Origin of the sequence: Chryseobacterium hagamense (assembly GCF_007991455.1) — a bacterium.
GTDB classification, from domain to species: domain Bacteria; phylum Bacteroidota; class Bacteroidia; order Flavobacteriales; family Weeksellaceae; genus Chryseobacterium; species Chryseobacterium hagamense.
The window spans coordinates 1-19,001 of sequence record NZ_BJYJ01000024.1 but is presented as its reverse complement, the minus strand read 5'-3'; the positions used below and the strand labels follow the sequence as shown (position 1 = coordinate 19,001).

14 protein-coding genes, 1 tRNA gene and 1 other RNA gene are annotated in these 19,001 nt (G+C 29.2%); 6 read left to right on the top strand and 10 right to left on the bottom strand.

The window, feature by feature from the left end:
- The first annotated feature begins 126 nt into the window (after positions 1–126).
- Positions 127–1,524, top strand: coding sequence for a hypothetical protein (locus CHA01nite_RS16320; protein ID WP_146943295.1), 1,398 nt, complete (start codon positions 127–129; stop codon positions 1,522–1,524).
- A 56-nt stretch (positions 1,525–1,580) separates the two neighbouring features.
- Here CHA01nite_RS16320 and CHA01nite_RS16315 read toward each other — a convergent pair whose 3' ends face one another.
- From CHA01nite_RS16315 to CHA01nite_RS16275, 9 genes are all read right to left on the bottom strand, one after another.
- Positions 1,581–4,961: a hypothetical protein gene (locus CHA01nite_RS16315; RefSeq protein WP_146943293.1), complete on the bottom strand. Its 3,381-nt coding sequence runs from the start codon at positions 4,959–4,961 to the stop codon at positions 1,581–1,583.
- A 5-nt stretch (positions 4,962–4,966) separates the two neighbouring features.
- The gene (locus CHA01nite_RS16310) at positions 4,967–5,350 is read right to left on the bottom strand and encodes a hypothetical protein (RefSeq protein ID WP_146943291.1); all 384 of its coding nucleotides are present in this window, start codon (positions 5,348–5,350) and stop codon (positions 4,967–4,969) included.
- Between the two features lie 123 nt (positions 5,351–5,473).
- The gene (locus CHA01nite_RS16305) at positions 5,474–6,133 is read right to left on the bottom strand and encodes a DUF4276 family protein (RefSeq protein ID WP_146943289.1); all 660 of its coding nucleotides are present in this window, start codon (positions 6,131–6,133) and stop codon (positions 5,474–5,476) included.
- A 17-nt stretch (positions 6,134–6,150) separates the two neighbouring features.
- Complete coding sequence (locus CHA01nite_RS16300) at positions 6,151–7,224, bottom strand: AAA family ATPase (RefSeq protein ID WP_146943287.1); 1,074 nt, start codon at positions 7,222–7,224, stop codon at positions 6,151–6,153.
- A 110-nt stretch (positions 7,225–7,334) separates the two neighbouring features.
- Positions 7,335–9,296 (bottom strand): reverse transcriptase/maturase family protein, encoded by a 1,962-nt coding sequence (locus tag CHA01nite_RS16295; protein WP_146943285.1) that lies wholly within the window; start codon positions 9,294–9,296, stop codon positions 7,335–7,337.
- Between the two features lie 166 nt (positions 9,297–9,462).
- Positions 9,463–10,449: a BT4734/BF3469 family protein gene (locus tag CHA01nite_RS16290; RefSeq protein ID WP_146943283.1), complete on the bottom strand. Its 987-nt coding sequence runs from the start codon at positions 10,447–10,449 to the stop codon at positions 9,463–9,465.
- 55 nt (positions 10,450–10,504) lie between these two features.
- Positions 10,505–11,116, bottom strand: a complete 612-nt coding sequence (locus CHA01nite_RS16285; RefSeq protein ID WP_146943281.1) for a M50 family metallopeptidase — start codon at positions 11,114–11,116, stop codon at positions 10,505–10,507.
- A 415-nt stretch (positions 11,117–11,531) separates the two neighbouring features.
- Entirely contained in the window at positions 11,532–12,455 is a 924-nt protein-coding gene (locus CHA01nite_RS16280; RefSeq protein WP_146943279.1) for a hypothetical protein, read from the bottom strand.
- A 339-nt stretch (positions 12,456–12,794) separates the two neighbouring features.
- Positions 12,795–14,669 carry a P-loop NTPase fold protein gene (locus CHA01nite_RS16275; RefSeq protein WP_146943277.1) on the bottom strand — a complete coding sequence of 625 codons (1,875 nt, stop codon included), beginning with the start codon at positions 14,667–14,669 and terminating at the stop codon, positions 12,795–12,797.
- 499 nt (positions 14,670–15,168) lie between these two features.
- Between CHA01nite_RS16275 and CHA01nite_RS16270 the strand changes: the two genes are divergently transcribed.
- Complete coding sequence (locus tag CHA01nite_RS16270; RefSeq protein ID WP_228458438.1) at positions 15,169–15,762, top strand: antirestriction protein ArdA; 594 nt, start codon at positions 15,169–15,171, stop codon at positions 15,760–15,762.
- 178 nt (positions 15,763–15,940) lie between these two features.
- Here the strand turns inward: CHA01nite_RS16270 and ssrA are convergent.
- Positions 15,941–16,342, bottom strand: a transfer-messenger RNA (tmRNA) gene (gene ssrA / locus CHA01nite_RS16265).
- Between the two features lie 1,019 nt (positions 16,343–17,361).
- Here ssrA and rpsU point away from each other — a divergent pair.
- From rpsU to CHA01nite_RS16245, 4 genes are all read left to right on the top strand, one after another.
- The gene (rpsU, locus tag CHA01nite_RS16260) at positions 17,362–17,559 is read left to right on the top strand and encodes a 30S ribosomal protein S21 (RefSeq protein WP_062162413.1); all 198 of its coding nucleotides are present in this window, start codon (positions 17,362–17,364) and stop codon (positions 17,557–17,559) included.
- Positions 17,560–17,640: 81 nt separating this feature from the next.
- Positions 17,641–18,528, top strand: a complete 888-nt coding sequence (locus tag CHA01nite_RS16255) for a phage lytic cycle repressor MrpR family protein (RefSeq protein WP_146943354.1) — start codon at positions 17,641–17,643, stop codon at positions 18,526–18,528.
- A complete protein-coding gene (locus CHA01nite_RS16250) occupies positions 18,525–18,815 on the top strand; it encodes an HPF/RaiA family ribosome-associated protein (RefSeq protein WP_146943275.1) in 291 nt (96 codons plus the stop codon). Before CHA01nite_RS16255 ends, CHA01nite_RS16250 begins: the two co-directional genes overlap by 4 nt.
- Before the next feature lie 107 nt (positions 18,816–18,922).
- A tRNA-Thr gene (locus tag CHA01nite_RS16245) sits at positions 18,923–18,999 on the top strand.
- Positions 19,000–19,001 lie beyond the last annotated feature (2 nt).

Sequence of the window (19,001 nt, the reverse complement as noted above, 5' to 3'; positions counted from 1 at the left end):
GTACACATACCGTAAAAAGCTTGTGAATACTCCAAAAATCAATTAAAACATTTCTTATAACAAAACCTGAATGCATTGCAAAAAAGCTGTGTACAGCCCTTTTTATTCCCTTTTTATAACATTATTATGAGTCAATATTATGTCTTAATACCCAAACATCTAAGTTTAGAACAAAGATTGTCTAAATTCCCGCCTGATTTTAAATTAAGCGTAGATTATTGTTATTATTTTATCTCCGACATTATTAAAGAATCATGCAAAAAAGATACTGAAGAATACGGCAGCTTTGAATCAGTAATAAATCATTTTATCCCACGATGCTCAGAAATTAATCAATCTATTTACAGAAATTCTAAACAGAATATAAATTATCTTTATCGGGATTTCGGGGGTGAGGGGCGGATGCTTTGGAAGCGAAATTATAAGCCAGGTGGTTGCTATGCTTATCACTTACCTAAATATTATTGGGGGGATGGTGAATTAGAAATGTATTGTATCACTGACAAAACTTTCGCTCGTAAAATCATCAAAATTAATGCACCTCAGATTGATAATACCGTTCGGAAACGATTTGACTTTACACGAGGTTACTTTGATGTGTCTCGCTTTGAATTAGATGCAGAATCAGCATTAAATGAGCTTTATATGGACTATTTGCAGACGGGAGACTATAACAAGTATCTTTTGAACGCTCAAAGAGTAATAGATTTTAAAAATGGATGTTTTAACTTTTATAACAAGCCTGAAACGGACGGTAGATTGCATACCGCTATAACATCTTTTTCTAAATTATGTAGAAAGTATCTGAAATATGATAGTGAGAATCTGGCGGAAGTCGATTTGTCGTCCTCAATCCCATTCTTCCTGTCCTATATACTCTCTATTCCTACTATCAGCAGGGAGACTAAGGCGGGGATACTATGCACACAGCTATGCAGTCAGGATATACTCTATCATTATATGATAGTAGAATCTTTGGTAAAGCCTTCTGACAGGGAGGTAGCAGATTTCAGGGAACTTGTGCTGAATAATGAACTTTATGAGTACTTTAAAGACAGTTTTATGAACTTGCCGAACTTTGAATCAAGTTTTGAAATGATGTTTAACAGGCAATTTGATGGTGATGAAGACGACCTAAGAAAATATACTAAAAATAAATTCTTAGCTATGCTTTTTGCGCATCCTAAATATTATATAAAGGAACAAGCCGTATTTTACAATCATTTTCCTAAGATATATGAACTTACCAAAAAGTTTAAAAGAGTAAAATTTGAGGGTGTTCTGCCGTCTGAAAGACATAAAAGACTTTCATATTTGCTGTTTCAATTAGAATCTTATTTTATGGTTCACACAATTGCTCGAGAGATAAACAATACTTTTAAAAGAAAGATTCCGTTTTTTACATTGCATGATTGCTTAGTGGTAAAAGAATCAGATTTAGACCAAGTTTATGAATTAATGCATAAAATATTTATCCGTGAGATTGGTTATGTTCCGAATATGACTCAAAAAATTTGGAGATAATATAAATAATAAACCCTGACTATGTTTTATCAATCGGGGCTTATTAATTTATCGATTTAACTATACAGTTTTTTAGCTAATTTAAACTGTGACAGCACGTTATCATAATAATCGCCTAGTAGCTTGAATTCACTTCTTAGAACTGATTCATACAAATTAACTATTTCTCCAGGCATTAGATTAAAATTACTAGCAAAAAGGTCAAGTGCATATCTATTTTTATTTTCGATAGTCATGGAAATAATTAAGTAGACTTCTTTTAGAAACTTACTGCATATATATATAATTTGCTGATTGGAGCAAACTGAAAATTGCAAATTTTCCACAGCTTTAGAATAGTAATTTTCTTTACCACCTAACAAATCAAAAAATTCATTTTTCAAAACGTTTAAATTAATGTCAATTCCTAAATAATTCCATTTTAGAAGTTGTCTGTAAAAAGTTTCATCACATTTGTCAGAATAAAAAGTTTTAAGATATTGTTCAGGATTCAATTGATTATTATAGATATTTTTGTTTTGTTTGTAGACAAATAAAGATATGTCACTGCTTATTAATCTAAATTTTTCTCTAGATGACATATAAAAATTATCGACAAAGTTTTTCATAAAATCAGAATTGTCCTGTGTCTCCATTGTGAATTTTGGATATACTTCTAATTTTTCAATCACCATATCAACCTCACAATTATCCTCCATCCATTTCAAAACACTTTCCAAAAACTCTATTCTTCTGTCATTTATATCATCTGGAAAAATATATCTCTCTATTTTTTCTAAAGTAATATTTACTGATAAAGTTGAAACTGGTGAGTTTTTTAATTCTAAAATTTCTTTTTCAACATGTTCTTTTGTTTGGTAATTGATTTTAAATTTGTGAATAAATTTAAATCCAAATTCTTTTTCTAAAAAATAAAATAAAAGGATTACACTTATATCTAATCCATATTCCTCAGTGGTGTAATTGTTAATTAATGAACTAGGAACTGTTGTAAACTGACCTTTATTATCATTAGTTAAATGATTGTATGCTTGTATAAAGTCATCTTTAAATACAGAACGAGTAATTTCTAAAAAACCAATTCGACAATTATAGTAATCATTTAATTGTGATTCTCTGAATTTTTTTTCCTCACTACCTCTTGCTCCAAAGTGACTCATTAGAAATTCTTCAAAGTCCTCAATTTTTTGTGGAAGATTTAATGATTCAAAACCAAGTTCGTTCAATGGATTGTGCGCCTCTTCCGAAATATCTTTGAATAGTTTTACCGCATCATTATATATATCTAATATTTGAATGTTTTTATTAAGTCCTGCCATTTTCGTAATTTCAATGAATGTATCACCGACTTTACGACCAATAAATTTTCCTTGTAGCCCTTCATCTTTTGTAATTTGTATTTTGTGAGTGGTATTATCAATATTATATTCTACCCAGTTACCAATCCTAACTTCCTCAAATTTTTCAAAGAAGTCATTTATAATTAATGAATGAGTAAAATAAGCTTTTCTAGCTTTTATGTTATTTTTGTCTTGTGCTAGATTATATAATAAGGAAAAAGCCTTCGAGACATTAATTTTATTTCTTAATAAAATAATACAAATATTTACTCCACTAACTTCATCTTCAAAGTGGCTTTTAAGATTATTAGAAATTTGAGATATTTTATCAAAGACTTTTTTCTTTTCCAAAATTAATATATAATGAAAAAGATATAATTCATTTTCAGGAAAATACTGATATAAGAGACTATCTACAATTTCTAAATTATCCAAGTCATTAATATTACTATATAAATTATGTTCAATTCGTAAAAACTCTTCATCAACATAATCGCTATTTTCTCTCCAAAATCTTAATAGCTCAAGCAGTTCATTATATCTTCTCTCATTATCATCTTTATCATAAAGTTGATTTATTAAAAAATGGATATACAACCTAAGCTCATCTGATATTTTAGTTTTATCAATGAAAGTTTCCAAGTACTTGATAGCTTCTGACCTTAATCCTAGTTCTTCAAAATTTCTTGCCACAAGACTTTTACATTCAGATAAATTAAAACTTATACTTTTAATTTCCCTTAACTGCTGTATAACATCTTCGCTTTTTTCTTCTAAAAAATTAATTTTTAAAGTAGCATCTACAAGTTTTTTAAGGTCTTCGGAAGCATATTGCATTTTCATCATTTCAGCATGCTCTCTCTGAAACAATTCTTTATTACAATTTTTTTTCTGAATATTGAGAAATGTTGAGAAAATATTTAGAACTGCTGTGTCGTCCAAAATTTGTTTTAATTCTAAATAGTTCATTAACATTTCTTCAACTTCATCATACCTTTCTAAAATACCTAGAACAACAGACTTATATATGTAGTACTCTGCAATGTGCTCATTTGTCCTTGTAGCATAGTCGTCTAAAATACTTAATGAATCGGTAAACTTTTCTTTATGATTTAGAGCTTGACACATACATACAGTAAGAGACCAATTTACTTCTGACAAGTTTTTGTATTTTGATTCCAATTGTTCAAAATCTTCATTTTTATTTTCTAACAAATATTTCAGATAATAATAGTAAAATTCATAAACTGTTATGGAATCAGCTAATTCGGTGGTATTTAAAGTAAAAATGTATTTTTCAAGTAATGTTAATGTATTATCTATACTTGGATTTCTTTCTGAAATAAATGTGTTTCCTGAAATATATCTTAAAGGAAATTCAGAAAAGAATTTATCTAAAAGTAAATTTATATTTATTATCCACTTAGTTTTATTTTCGTAGGTTAACTCTGTGAACTGATTAATATCAAAATTGTACTCAAGACCATATTTTTTTAAATTTTCAAATGATTTAATATCCTCAACTTTAAGAATCCTAATAATCAAGGAGCTATTAAAATCATTATTATTCTTTAATGTTTTAGGTAAAATATTCGTAATTTCCGATAAATCATCTAAAAGCATACATTTTACATACCATGCTGAAACATTAAATTCTTCAATTGTTAAAATTTCATCAGCTAATGTTTTTGCTTTTTCATCTTCGGCTAGATTAAGATACTCAAAACATGCTCTATCCCTAAAATTATTGTCACTTTTGTTTAAATTATACGCATTTACAAAATCCATTGCAGAATTTTCTTTTGTAAATGTTTGAATTTCTGATTTACATAAACCTTTTAAATATAAAATTTTTGCTTTTAAAGTATCTTTTTGGTCTATATTTTTATCAATAATTCTATTTTCTAATTCTTGTAATAAGCTTAAAGCTGTTTTAGGCTTAAATTCAGAAAGTAAAGTAGAGATTTTTGTTAATTGGTCTTTATATTCCTGAACCAATATTTCTAAACCACTAATAAATTGATTAATAGTATTGTTATTTCCTACGATAGAATTACCTCCTGTATTTATAGGTGCATTTACGACATTTTCGCCCATTGTTGTTAATTTATTGTATTGCCATCACCAACGATTGAGTTGCCTCCTGTAGATATATTTCCAGTAACAACATTTTTACTATTTGATATTGTGCTTTCTGTCTTTGGAAGATATTTAATTAATTCTTCAAAATATTTCAAATTGTCCTCATTGTCTTCAATACTATTTTCAATGATACCTTTGGCGATTTCCTGTTTACTCGCGTTGGTTGGGTCGTCTTGAAGTTCTTTAAGGGCTTTTTTAGGTTCATCATTTTTATAAAATAGGCCTTTAACCCAATTTATAGCTCCCTCAGAGGCTTTTTCACCACCTGTCTCAAATGCTTTTTCAAGTCCCTTTTGTGCTAAATTTAATAGTAAAGATGTTACTATTGCTGTTGTAATTACCATTTCGTTTTTATTTAAGTTTTATAATTAAAATTCTTAACAATTTAATTATTTTTTTTAATTCTCTATTATGAAAAGACGTAATGATACATTAAAAAAAAGCCTTATGCACAAAGGCATAAGGTCTTATTTAATTTGCTCAAGTGATTGAATCCAGTTGTTGAATCTAGGAGATTTGCTCCTCATCCTTTCCAAGCCTATTTCCTCAGCTAGTATATCTCCATGGACAATTTTATTATAACCACTAATGATTCTATCTAATCTATGAGAAGGGGATGTTTCTCTACTATTATTAATCATTTCAGGATTTGAATAATCTTTAAAAGTCTTAATTAGTTCTGCTTCTCCAATTAAATCTGCACTAGGAATTTGAGAGTAGAAAATATCTATTTCATTAAATAGTAATCCCTCAAATTCATGTAATTGTAAATATGGAATAAAACGATGATTACATGAGTTATTAATGTCATCTTTCATAGCTTTCTCTATTTCTGTCATTCTATCGTTTTTATCTACAATCTTTTCGCAATCAATCCAATTCGGGAATGAATGTTTACCGTAAATTCCATAATAATCTATTAGAGTAGTAACAAAGGTTTTGTTTTCTTCAAGTAAATGAGTTTCTATTTGTTTTTTAAGAATATCCCATTTTACAATTCCTCCTTTTGTGTGTTTTATAGTTGGAGATTGTATCAATATTTTTTTACTTAAAAAATAAGGATATAAAATAGTTTTGCAGAAAGCTTGTTCAGTTTGTCCTTCACAAATTATAATAAGTCTTAACATTTTCTCTTTCAGTCTAGTTACTCAAAATTAGGTTGCCCTCCAGTAATTATATTTCTTTTCCATAAATCATCAATAGTAAAATCATCAAGCCATTTACTTAATGTTTTACTATTTAGTCTCTCAAATATACTTTCGCCATTTATCTGGTCGACTGTAATAATGTCTTCTGGTTCAAAATGACTTATTAAATCTGTAGACTGTGTAGCGACAATTACTTGGCAATTTTTTTTAGAAACAGATTTAATCATTCCTGCTAATTTTGCAATAGCTGAAGGATGTAATCCTAATTCAGGTTCATCAATAATTATTGTGTGAGGTAGATTTGGTTGCATGAACAATACTGTTAGTGCAATAAACCTTATAGTACCATCAGATAAATCATTAACACCATATATAGTTGAAGAATGACTACTCTGCCATCTTAATTTAATATTATTATTTTCATCTGGTCGCAAAATAAAGTCTAAAAAATATGGTGCAATTGATTGGATGGTTTTAATTATGAAATTATAGACTTGCCTATTGTTTTCATAAATTGAAAAAAGAAATGATGCGATATTTTGCCCTTTATCATACAATAAAAAATCATCATTTTCGATATTTGAAGATTTATTAAAGGGAGAATTATCTCCTGTGTCATGAAAGTGATATTTCTGTAATGATGTTAAATAATTTCTTATATATCTTGCTCTTGGTTTTGAGTTGTAAATAAGTTTTGATTCATAAGAAAAAGAAGCTATTTCAACAGGGTTTTCCATAAAAGGATTATCATACCACAGCCCTTCGTGGACAAAAATAAATCCATCATCACCAGGTTTTAATGTAAAAGAATATCCATTTGTTTTTGGAAATGTTAGTTTTGTTTTTATCTCTTCTGTAAATTTATCTCCCTTATGTAAAAACTTATCTGTCCCACCTCTTAATGAAACAAATTGTCTTAAATTCCTATTATATATATTACTTAATAATTCAAAAAAAGATAAAAAGTTACTTTTTCCACTACCATTAGCACCAATTAAAATATTTATTGGTGCTAATTCTAAATCGAGTGTTTTAATTGATTTGTAGCCTTCTATTTGAATTCTATTCATGTGCTTGTTCCAACTAATTAGAATATTTATAGTTTATCTTGTCAAATATCGTAATTTTTAAATTAACTATAATTGCTATAAATGGTATTTAATAACAATTAATTGCGTAATTAATAGGGTGGTTTCTTCTCTATCAAATTGAAGTAATAACTAAAAGGTTTTCCGTAATAATTTACATTTCTTTCTTTGTCCTTAAAGGATATTAGAGTTTTTAATATAAGTCTTTCATTAACAAGATATTTATTACTAAGTTTTAAATTGAAACTATCTTCGCAAATTTCATCATATTTTAAGGCTGTTAACTTAAATCTAGAAGTCAATATTTTGAGTGATACTAATTCTTTACGAATTTCTTCGGAATCAAATATTGAAATCTTAGGAATACAACTAAATAAGAATTTAGGTATAAAGACTTCTTTTTTATTATTTGCACTTGAAAGTTCTCGTTTTAATCTGGCAATTTGTTTACTTCTATATTTATCTAAATTTTTCAATTGTTTAGCAATATGATTATTTTTAGATAATCGATTGAAACCTTTTGCCCAACAAAAATCGTTTTCTATTTGAGTGAAATTTTTCATACTAACTCTACCAACCGACATTCCTATAAGTCTGTTACATACTGACTCTATAACTGTATCTCTGGATTTTCTTTGTCCATTTTTTAGACTGCTTAGTGTTAATTCAACAAGTTCTCTTTGTTTAGATTTTTCTTTATTTAATGACCTTTTTCTAACTCTAATTTCATTGTTATAGGAAATTTCATATCCAACAAAACCAATCCATCTTGTTGAGTTTTTAGATAAATATGACCATTTGTAAGGACTTTTTGATTTTGTTTCCTCAGACCAAAATTCTTTAAAAGTGTTTCTATTTTGGAAATTAAAATTTATTGATGGATGTGGAACAAGTTTAAGCTTTTTTAAACTTCTAGTATATATATCATAATATTCTTTACATTGTTTTTTATAAGGATGAATAATTACCATATCATCACAAAATCTTACGTAGTGCAATTTATTATCTTTATTTTTTAATAAATCAATATCTGCAAAATGTAATACCATATTAGCAATCAAGCCTGAGATTGCACCGCCTTGTGGAACTCCTATTCGATTACGATTAATGTTTTTATAATATTTGAGTTCTTTTAGTTCGTTATCAATCCATCCAAAGTGACCATCACTAATTTTATGCTGTTCCCAATATGCAGAATATTTCTTTTTATTATTATAAATTTTGACATTATGAACGAATGAATAAGAATCCAAATATTTATAAAAGATTCTTTCTGCATTGGAATCAATGCTTGAACTACTTTGAGCTATTAGCTTTTTAAAGCATTTTTTTACAATTGTATGATTTACCGAGTCGTAAAATTTACTAATATCACATTCACTAACATATAGTTTTTTTCCCTTATAATTTGACCTATACTTCAATATTGAATCTATTGCATGATGATGGGAAGTAACTATTGTCTTGTCATCATAAAATCGTTTTGGTCGAAATGCGTGAGATTCTGAATAAAAATGTTCATCAAAAAATTGAGATAAATATTGGTTTGTTAGACTTATTATAATCCTGTCTTTTAAGTTAAACATTGCAATTGGGCGACATTTTGATTGACCTTTACTTTTAGCTTGTGGTATTATTTGGGGAGTTATAAGGCTAAAATTAGGGTTAAGAATAGAATCTTGAATATCTTTGATAAACTTATTTAAGTTAATTATAAATGGCTCATTAGGATGCTTATCTTTATAGTATCTTACTGTTTCTAATATGGCTTCAGTATTATATTGTATACTATCTATTTTTTGATGATTATTGATATATCTCCTGTCTTTCTTTAATGTTTTCCACTTTCTACGTGGTGGCAAAATAGAATTTAGTAATTCTAAATCTTTATTAATTTTATTTTGATTTTTCTTATGATTTAGATGATAATTTGTCCTAACGTCGGACGAAAGAAGGTGAACCAAGTGTTTTTTACTTCTTAGTTTGGCTTGTTTAGCTCTGATTTTACAAATTGAAATTAGTATTTTTTTATAAGAAAAATAATCTTCTAACATTTTTTAAAATTATTTGTAGCTACATAGAGAGTCCCTGAATTTTTAACCATAAATACTGACAAAGTCTTTGAAGTTCCTGCCACTTATTCCAATCTTGATTACAGTGTCAACACTAACAACCTGTTAATTTAATCTTAACCGTTGTCTAGGTACTCTCTATTAGCTATTATTTGTAACCTTTGTTTTTAGCTAAATGAATTATAGTGTTAAAGTTAATTGTTCCTTTTGAATTATAATAACATTCTTCTAATATTGCTAAACATTCAGGTTCATTAAATTTCAATTCATCCATTTTACTTAACTCAATAAAGTATTTTTTTCCTAAATCAAAAGTAAATGTATTAGATATTCCAAATGCCACTCTTAGCCATTCATCATAAGAATGGGTTATAGACTTTTTTTCTCTTATAAGAAAATTAATGATTTTTAGTATCTCTCTTTTATTAGATTGAGAATTTTTTCCAATAGAATTATGTAATGTAAACTTATTTGCTGCACCTAAATTTTTATTAACATTTATCTTTGTCTTAGATGCCGATTGATTTATCGATTCTACGTACTCATCAGGATTAACTTCAAATTCAGAGTATAAATTTTTTACGGTAATGTTTTCATCAAATGAGATAAAGCATAACCTTGTATAGTCATTACCACTTTTATCAAGCTCAATATTATATTTTTCTAAAAAGTAAGCAGAAACTTTTTTGAATGCTCTTTTATGATGGAAGTCTATATTTTCATTAGTTAATTGAACATTATTAAATTTTAGTTTAATAAGCCCTTTTAGTCCCGCTCCCGATGGTGAAACCCAATTAGCACTTACAAAATTATCGGCATTGAGAATGTCTTTAACAGATTCAACTAGCTTAGTATCTAATTTATCAATATCAATTACTAATAGGTGATTATAGTTTATGATTCCTTCTTTTTTTCGATTATTTTGTTCAAATAAGGCACAAAAAGTAACAACAGGAAGATTTTTTTTCTTAACCGAATATAATTCGCTTCCTGATTTATAGAGTTCATTTAATTCTAGAGTGGTTAGTTTAATTTTTTCACTTTCAATTTCTTTAAAAATATCTCCTAAGGTTTTAATAACTGAAGTTGAATTTCTAAGGTTATTCAGATAACTAACCTGTAAATCTTTTATCATAACTGCATTAAATTATACCAAGATATAAAAATTGTTAATATTTATCAAAGAGCAATTACTTTTCAATAATTATCTTTCTAACATCATCAACAAATTTTTGGTAAAAGTCACAATAGTTTTCAACGAATTCTTTTAAGTCGTTATCTAATTCAATTAAGTTTACAAAAAATGAATCAAATTCATTCTCAATTGGAATTAAGAGGGCTAAATAATCAATTGTCCTTAATTCGTCTAGAATATTACTGGTGAAAATTTCCTGATAATGCCGATTATATAATTGATTTAATTGAAATTTTTTATAGTGCCCTAGTCTATGATTAGCAATTATTCCGTTATGCTTTAACATATCATCAACACCAAAGTGCTCAAAACAAAAATCCAATGTGGAACTATTAGAAAAATAAGATTGAAAAATACAACCATAAATTGAACTTATAAGAGCTTCGGCTATTCTCTCCCAAAATATACTACTATTATCATAATCAGCAGGTATATTGGGTTCTGTTTTTCCACAAAATTCATCAAATTTATTTTCACAAGGGTAAATTTTGATATATTCCGAACCAAAACCTGTATAATATTTTTGATTCAATTTGGCTGATATATAGTGCCCCAACTCATGAAAAAATACTCGCCTAATTTTTACCTTATCTTGAAATGTAATCATAAATTGAATGTATTATGTATTATTACTATTATTAAATCACAAATATTTAATGTAAATATTGTATTGACAATATAATCTTGTTTATCAAAAACGGGTAAGTTATAATTATCTACTTTCGAATAGTTTTTTAATACGACAATATCGTTAAAACCCATGATTTAATTATCCGTATTTTTACTATATTTTATTTTTCGGAAAGTTTTTCCTCTTACTTCCGATTAGATTTCTATAATATAAGATTATCTTGTATATTTTTTCTCCAAACGCTTCATTTATATTTATTGACAAATAGATAAGCCTCAACCAGTATGGTCAAGGCTAAACTCTATAATAGATGTGCAATGTAATATATACTAATTATTTTATTTGAAAATTGTTTGAAAATTTTTCAATACAATATCTAAAATAAATTTTATTACCTATTCCCAGATGGTGTTATGTAATAAGTGTAATTTTCTCCCTCTCCTAAATTATTAGTGAAAAATTCAATATATTTTAAATCATCATGTATAAACACGGCGCCTGTAGTTGATGAATATGTATAACCTTTTTTTTGCTCATTATAAACCTTATTATAAAAATCTCTATAAGTGACAAATCCATCAGCCCTTTTGAAATCAATTCGATTTTCATTTATAATTACATAAGAATCAGTAATAATCGTTTCGTCTTTTAGTCTGCGATTATTCTTATCAAAAATGGCAATATTATAGACAGGTAATGTTCTGCCATAATTAGCTTTTATCTTGCTATCACTACTATAATCATTTGAAGAATTGTTTTGATAATTACTACTGTTATTATTAGAGCTGACACGGGAAGAAGCTGTTACATTTTTAATAATGGTATTTACAGAATCATACAGCCATTGTATAACACGGTTGGTTTCATTGGCTGATGAGTAATTAATTCTTGTTCGATTTACTTCATTAACACAGCTTTTTTGAAAAGTATCGTGTATAAGTTGCCTTTGTTCGTCAGTTACATTTAAATTATTGATTTGATGAGATATTGAGTTTACGGTATTCTGAACTTGCTGAACATTATTGTCATATTTGTTTTGCTTTGCTGTCATTGCATTTCCTAAGCCTGAAATGCTTAATTGTTGTGGGTCACGATATTGTGTGGGTTGCCTAGTATTGCTTGAAATGTTTGAACCATCAACATTGTACATTTCCCATTGTTTAGCTAAACTGTTATACTTTTCATAGCTAATCATATTTCCGTTTGGGTCAAAATACTCATATCTGTCATAAAATGAATTATACTTTTTAGTAACTGATTGAGAAAAACAAGAAATTCCGATTAACAAAGATGCGGAAAGGATAAACTTTTTCATAGTGAATGTTTTTATTCACTTGCCCTCCTGAAGTGAGTATTAATAATACAGAAAGCGTGAAGGACTAAACTTAATTTGTAAATAGGAGGTTCTCGCGAAACCGTGTTACACAAACAAGAATAGCCTCCACGCCATAGGTGGAGGCATCAACTGTTTATCCTGTGTAACTTTAGTTAATTTGCGAGATTTCCTATTAACAGAATAAAAGCTAACGCTTTATATTTTTCGATAAAATTCAGCTACAAAAATATGAAATTTCGTGAACTATATGAATCTATATTAAAAGTTGTTTGAAGTTTGTATACTGTTAGCTATTCTTAAATTTGTAGATTGTCAAGGTTAATTTCCTTTGAAATTTTTGATATTATTAATAGTGTCTTTGAGGGTGTTATTAAAATCATCATATACAAAGAATTCCAAACCGTTCTTATAATTTCGATTCAATTTTTCGTGAATTTTTAATTGGATAGTCTCTAGAAAAGGTAGTTCATCAAACAAAACTTCGTACATGTGTTGTCTGTAGCGATGCTTTAGTAATGAATTAATCTTCCATTTTGTAGATATTTCTGCATTAATATAAAATCTACTAAACTTTTTTGCATCAAAAAAATTTAGTACAGGTTGATAATCTTTAGTTAACAAATATTCTTGAAAACTTTCCCAATCCTGACTATATAATTTTTGCAATCTTTCATTTTCAATTTTGTCTAGAATTTTCTTTTTCTCATCATTAATGTCTAAAATGACCTTTTTTATATTATTGTAATTATCGAAAAATTTCGCATCTGGATTGATAGTTAAAAAATAATTAATATTTGGAATATAGTTGTAATTTTTTATGCCTTTTCTAAGCCCCTTAATAACACGTTTTTCTATATCGATTAAGGAACTAAATTTTAATGGATTATTAAATCTAGCAATAAAGTAAAAAATCGTTGTGTAATCACTCATATTGTAAAGCCCTTCATCAGAAAATTTTAGCAATTCTTTGGTTAATTTTAAATAATCCGTATTGTTTAAATTGAAGACCTCAGGATAATTAAGTTTATTATATATTTTGTAATGTGAAGGTATAACATCATTGCTGACTTTATAAAAAGTTTTTAACTCTTCTAGTAGTAATTTTTCATCCAAAATGTTACCACCTGTTATATAATCAAAAATGGACTCAAAATAAACATATTGTTCATCTGCATAATAATTTTCTATCAAAGTTTGCTTGTAAGATTTATTTTCCTCTGATGGACTATTTTGATTATATCTTTTGATGGATATTTTATTTAGTGAGATATCAGAGATGTCAATTTGGGAGTTGTCTACCTCTTTTTTGTCACTATACTTAATATCGCCTTTCTTGAATTCCAATGCAATTGTTATAGTGAATTTTAATGTTAAATTAAAAATTGTTTTTAAATTTTCATCAACAAATTTATGAGTGATAGCATTTAAACTTAGATAAGAATAAATACTATGATAATATGTGAAGATAAAATATAAGGTGCGAATATTTTTCGTGAAAGGTGTAAAATTCTTGAGAATATATGTTTTTTTTTCTTCAAGAAACTTTTTATAAGTCGGCATCCCACTATACTTCTCCACAATTAAGCTATTGTAAGTTTTTTCAATATCAGGAATGTATTCAATGGTATTACCAATAACTTTTTCTTTTAAATGATTAAATTTTTCTTTTTCAAGTTGGTTTTCATTAGCTATAATTATTATTTTAGCGTTATTACCTTCTGTTAGCGAGTTTACGAAACCAATTAATTCTTCAATTTGAAAGTTACTACTCACGCGTTCCAAGTCATCAAAACAAATAACTAAGTCATTGAAATTTATTAAATCTTTTTTATTGATTCCAGCTTCTGATACAATTTCATAATAGTCGCTCCAATCTTTAAAATTCATAATAGCTTTTAAAAGGGTCTTTCCGATGGCAGCACCTATCTTAACTTTTTTATTGTCTAGAATAGGATATAGTGTTACGAATATCTGAGTTTGAATATCCTCAAGGTTTGATAATCCAAATAAAGAAACTAAAATTGGTTTATAATTCTTACTTGCGTCATGATAGGTTTCAGTCTGCATAATCTGTTTTGAGAGAATTTCTTTATAATAATATGTTTTTCCAATTCCATACTCACCCGTAATAAGAAGAGCATTGTTGGTTTCATTATTCAGGTAGAATTTAACTATTCCTTCAAGTTCTTTCATGATAAATAATTTACTAAAATAAATATACAAATTAACTTTAGCTAAGAACAAAAACAATCTTTTATATAAACTCAATGAGATAAATATTATGTCATGTTTTCAGATGCTGTTTGATTTTACTAAGCAACAAAACCTTTAATATATAATACTTAGTCTACTAATTACACCATCCCGCCAAACTTTTACTATAAAACATACCCCTATGTTGTATCTCATAATTTTAATATAGGCATCGAGACAGAGGATACTACCAAGAAAGTGGGTGGGGGAGTGGTTCGTTTTTTCCAATCTTCCCCCATCAAAGATTTTTGTTTTTTGACGCTTATTTTCATTTTCCTGTTACTCCGAATGATTAAAAATTTTTTAACAGATGTTGATATTTTGGATGAAAAGTGCTTGAAAAACTGGTGGTTATCATGATTTTATTGTATATTTATGCATCTTTACAAGCTACTTTAGCCTTGTGTCTTTCGGTACAAGGTTCAATATAAAAACAAAAATGCCTAGAAGTATTGGCGTACTGCTAGGCGAATCAATAAATTTTAAATCTACCTTAAAACTTATCAACATGACAAAGTTAACAAATTGTCTTGATACTGCTAGTATCTATTGTGGCACGTATGCTAAATATAACAACGGAAGCCTTTACGGCAAATGGCTGAACCTTTCAGACTATTCTGATTTTGAAGAATTACAAAAAGCAATGTATGAGCTGCATTCTGATGAATATGAACCAGAATTTATGTTTCAGGACTTTGAATGTCCGATTCTGGAAAAACTGGGGCTATTGAGCGAGTGCCATATATCAAAAGATATATACTATGTTCTGGAACAAATCAATGATTCAGGGCATGATGTAGAAGTTTACGAAGCGTGTTTAGATTGTTTAGGCAAAATGGATTTTCAAAGCCTATATGAGTATGTAAACAATTTTTATTACGGCGAATTTTCCAGTGATGAAGATTTTGTACAATGGCTTTATGAAGATGACAAGTTTAATATTCCTAATTGGGTTGTAATTGATTGGGAAGCAACAGCACGGAGTATAATGTATGATTATTTTGAAAGTAATGGGCATTATTTTAAATCATAGTATATTTGTATTATTATAAAACTATTGTATTCTCAAAATTCAAATAAGTTTAATTAAATTCAAACAGATTCAAAAAAGTACATTTTAAAAATTTGGGTACAATTTTGGGTACAAAAACAAAAAAGAGAAAATGTAATTATTTAAAATTCAATAATTTACAAATTCTCTTTTAGTTTAAAAGTGGAGTTGGAGGGATTCGAACCCTCGTCCAAACAAGCAATACATAAGCTTTCTACATGCTTATTCTGCTATTGGTTTTCGACTGGAGGCAGAGAGCAGACACCCAACTTCCAGCTTATCTTCTGAGATTTTCGATCCCGCCGCGAAGCGAAGCGAGACTTATTCCTGCATTCCTATATCCCAGGATCAAACGCCGCAGAACAGGGCTTTTGTGGGACATCTTGCTTCCTTACTGAAATCTTCGGGAAAACGCTTGATCTACTATACTTCGATATTAAGCTGCAAGAGCGAACTCTTCGTTGCCAGTTAAAATTTTGTAGCAAGGGATTTAAGAGATCGCGCTACGGTTCTCTGCATGCTTACTTACCCATTGACCTTGCTGTCGAAACCAGTCAACCCCATAAATAAAGTGAAAGCAAAGATACGAAAATTGTTCCAATATAACTGAAATGGACCGGCTTTTTTAAATAAGTGGTTTTTTGAAACCGCTTTGATGCTGATTGTGAAATTTTTAGAACAGACTGATCCTGGTAAATTTTAGATGATGAGGTATTAGGTTTTTTATAGGAAGGTTAGAAAAAGTATTTTTATAGAATTAGGCAAACACATTTTACTTAAAAAGACAAACAGCTTATTTAAACATTAAGGATTTAAGGTGTGTTTCTCAATATTAAGGTTAAGAATAAACAAAGTTTATTTGGATGAAGAAGATTAAGGGGAGGCTTGTAAAAGATGTGAATAGATTAAATGAGCCGAAAGATAAGATGATTATCTTATATTTCCTTAATAAGTAGAGCGGCTTTGTTTGCCTTAAAGCTTGTTTAGATTGTGATTTAGAAAAATTTTTGTTGTTTCTCTTAATTTTCTGAATTAAAATAAACTTTGTTTATTCTTCACTTTAATACAATGATTTCAGTGAATGAATTGAATACCGGCGGGCAGACCATACTTTGATGTTCCCAGGCTAAAAGAACTTAATTCCTTAATGTTAAAAATTTTAAACCGGTTCTTACTCATTAATAGCACTGTAGTAAAAAAAAGTCTGGCGTTGCAGGAAAGTGAAACCTGTTTTGACCATTTGTTCAGAGTTTCAAAAGAGATTTTTCTTGAAACCACCTCGTCAAGAATTCTTTGAATTTTGCCACCTCTCCGGAGGAGGGGATATTTATTGTTTTTATTTTAAGGGATTTAAGGTGGGTTTATATAGGTGCTGTAGAGTTGCTATGATTACGCCGACATAATTACAAATAAATCTGCGGTATCTGCGCGAGAATAAACAACCCTCTTAAAATAAAATCCTGATTTCCCAACGCTTCCTTATCCTCACCATTTATCTAACCTCATTCTCAATTTATTAAAGAAAGTTTTGCAGTTTCACAAATAATGTTTATTTTTGCAATCCAAAATGAGATGTAATATATGTTAATAATTCCAGTAAAAGATGGTGAATCCATCGACAGAGCATTAAAAAAATATAAAAGAAAATTTGATAAAACAGGAACTGTTCGTCAATTAAGATCAAGACAAGCATTTATCAAGCCTTCTGTAACTTTAAGACAAGCAAGATTAAAGGCTGCTCACAAGCAAAGAAATCTTAGCAAGGAAGAACAGGCTTAAGAATTTTCTTACCCACATACAGGATTCACTCTTTAAATGATTATATTTGAAGAGTGAATTTTTGTTTTTATATACTTCATGATGCTGGACAAATTCCTGAACTACCTAGAGCTGGAGAAACGGTATTCTCCGCACACCATTACAAGCTACCGGAGAGATCTTGAGGATTTTTCCGGCTTTTATCTGAGAACGGAAGCTTCCGAAGACCTGATATTAGCCGATAAGAAAATCATCCGCAATTTCATCGTCGATCTCAGCGAGAAGGGCATCTCCAAAAGGAGCATCAACCGGAAACTGTCTTCACTCCGCAGCTTTTACCTTTTTCTTCTGAAAATAAGGGAGATCAAAGTTTCGCCGGTAGAAAATATTTCGTCATTAAAATTCTATCCGGAAAAGCAGATTCCGATGTCGGAAGAGGAAATGCAAAATCTTAACGACCAGGTTTTTGAGGGACCCCATGAGGTACTGGACCAATGCGTAATCGAAGTGCTGTATCAGACGGGAATCCGGAAGGCGGAGCTTTGTGGTATGACTTTTGAAAACGTAAACCTTAGCGGAAACGAACTTAAAATTATCGGGAAAGGGAACAAAGAAAGATACATCCCGGTTTCGGGGGAACTTTCGGATCTGCTGAAAAATTATGCAGAGACAAGAAACCCGTTGGAAGAGTACAAAACGTACTTTTTTGTAAATAAGAAAGGCAAAAAACTTACGGAAAAATTTGTTTATCTGCTGGTGAATAAGTACCTTAGTCTCGTAACAACCAAAGAAAAAAGAAGTCCCCATATCCTGCGGCACAGCTTTGCAACGCACGTTCTGGACAATGGGGCAGAGATATCCAAAGTAAAAAAGATATTGGGCCATTCCAGCCTTGCGAGCACGCAGGTCTATACGAATGCCAATATTGAACAATTGAAAAAAGTTTTTAATCGGGCTCATCCAAGAGCTTCAAAAAATGACGACTTATGAAGATTACCGTACAATCAATTGGTTTAACTCCACACGAACCACTAGAATCACACATTGAAAAAAAAGTAAGCAAACTGGAAACTTTTTACGACAAGATCCAGGATTGCAAAGTAATTCTAAAAGTAGAGAATGCCTCGGACAAAGCGAATAAAACGGCCGAGCTTATTCTGGCCATTCCGGGAGACGATATCGTAGTAAAAAAGACCAGCAGCTCATTCGAAGAAAGTTTGGATTCCTGCGTGGATGCCGCTAAAAAGCTATTAATCAAGAAAAAAGAAATGGCTTGATAAAAAAAGTTAAAAAAAGTTATTGAAAAATTTGAGAATTCAAAAAAACCGTTCTATATTTGCACTCGCAAAAAGGGAATAGCGTTCTTTTGAATTCTTTTTAATATGCCTCCATAGCTCAGCTGGCCAGAGCACGTGATTTGTAATCTCGGGGTCGTGGGTTCGAATCCCTCTGGAGGCTCCATT

Excerpts from the sequence above, each read along its gene's own strand:
- CHA01nite_RS16320 (WP_146943295.1), top strand. The coding sequence starts at position 127 with ATGAGTCAATATTATGTCTTAATACCCAAACATCTAAGTTTAGAACAA.
- CHA01nite_RS16270 (WP_228458438.1), top strand. The coding sequence starts at position 15,169 with ATGCCTAGAAGTATTGGCGTACTGCTAGGCGAATCAATAAATTTTAAA.
- CHA01nite_RS16305 (WP_146943289.1), bottom strand. The coding sequence starts at position 6,133 with ATGTTAAGACTTATTATAATTTGTGAAGGACAAACTGAACAAGCTTTC.
- CHA01nite_RS16290 (WP_146943283.1), bottom strand. The coding sequence starts at position 10,449 with ATGATAAAAGATTTACAGGTTAGTTATCTGAATAACCTTAGAAATTCA.
- rpsU (WP_062162413.1), top strand. The coding sequence starts at position 17,362 with ATGTTAATAATTCCAGTAAAAGATGGTGAATCCATCGACAGAGCATTA.
- CHA01nite_RS16295 (WP_146943285.1), bottom strand. The coding sequence starts at position 9,296 with ATGTTAGAAGATTATTTTTCTTATAAAAAAATACTAATTTCAATTTGT.
- CHA01nite_RS16250 (WP_146943275.1), top strand. The coding sequence starts at position 18,525 with ATGAAGATTACCGTACAATCAATTGGTTTAACTCCACACGAACCACTA.
- CHA01nite_RS16300 (WP_146943287.1), bottom strand. The coding sequence starts at position 7,224 with ATGAATAGAATTCAAATAGAAGGCTACAAATCAATTAAAACACTCGAT.
- CHA01nite_RS16285 (WP_146943281.1), bottom strand. The coding sequence starts at position 11,116 with ATGATTACATTTCAAGATAAGGTAAAAATTAGGCGAGTATTTTTTCAT.
- CHA01nite_RS16255 (WP_146943354.1), top strand. The coding sequence starts at position 17,641 with ATGCTGGACAAATTCCTGAACTACCTAGAGCTGGAGAAACGGTATTCT.
- CHA01nite_RS16315 (WP_146943293.1), bottom strand. The coding sequence starts at position 4,961 with ATGGGCGAAAATGTCGTAAATGCACCTATAAATACAGGAGGTAATTCT.
- CHA01nite_RS16280 (WP_146943279.1), bottom strand. The coding sequence starts at position 12,455 with ATGAAAAAGTTTATCCTTTCCGCATCTTTGTTAATCGGAATTTCTTGT.
- CHA01nite_RS16310 (WP_146943291.1), bottom strand. The coding sequence starts at position 5,350 with ATGGTAATTACAACAGCAATAGTAACATCTTTACTATTAAATTTAGCA.
- CHA01nite_RS16275 (WP_146943277.1), bottom strand. The coding sequence starts at position 14,669 with ATGAAAGAACTTGAAGGAATAGTTAAATTCTACCTGAATAATGAAACC.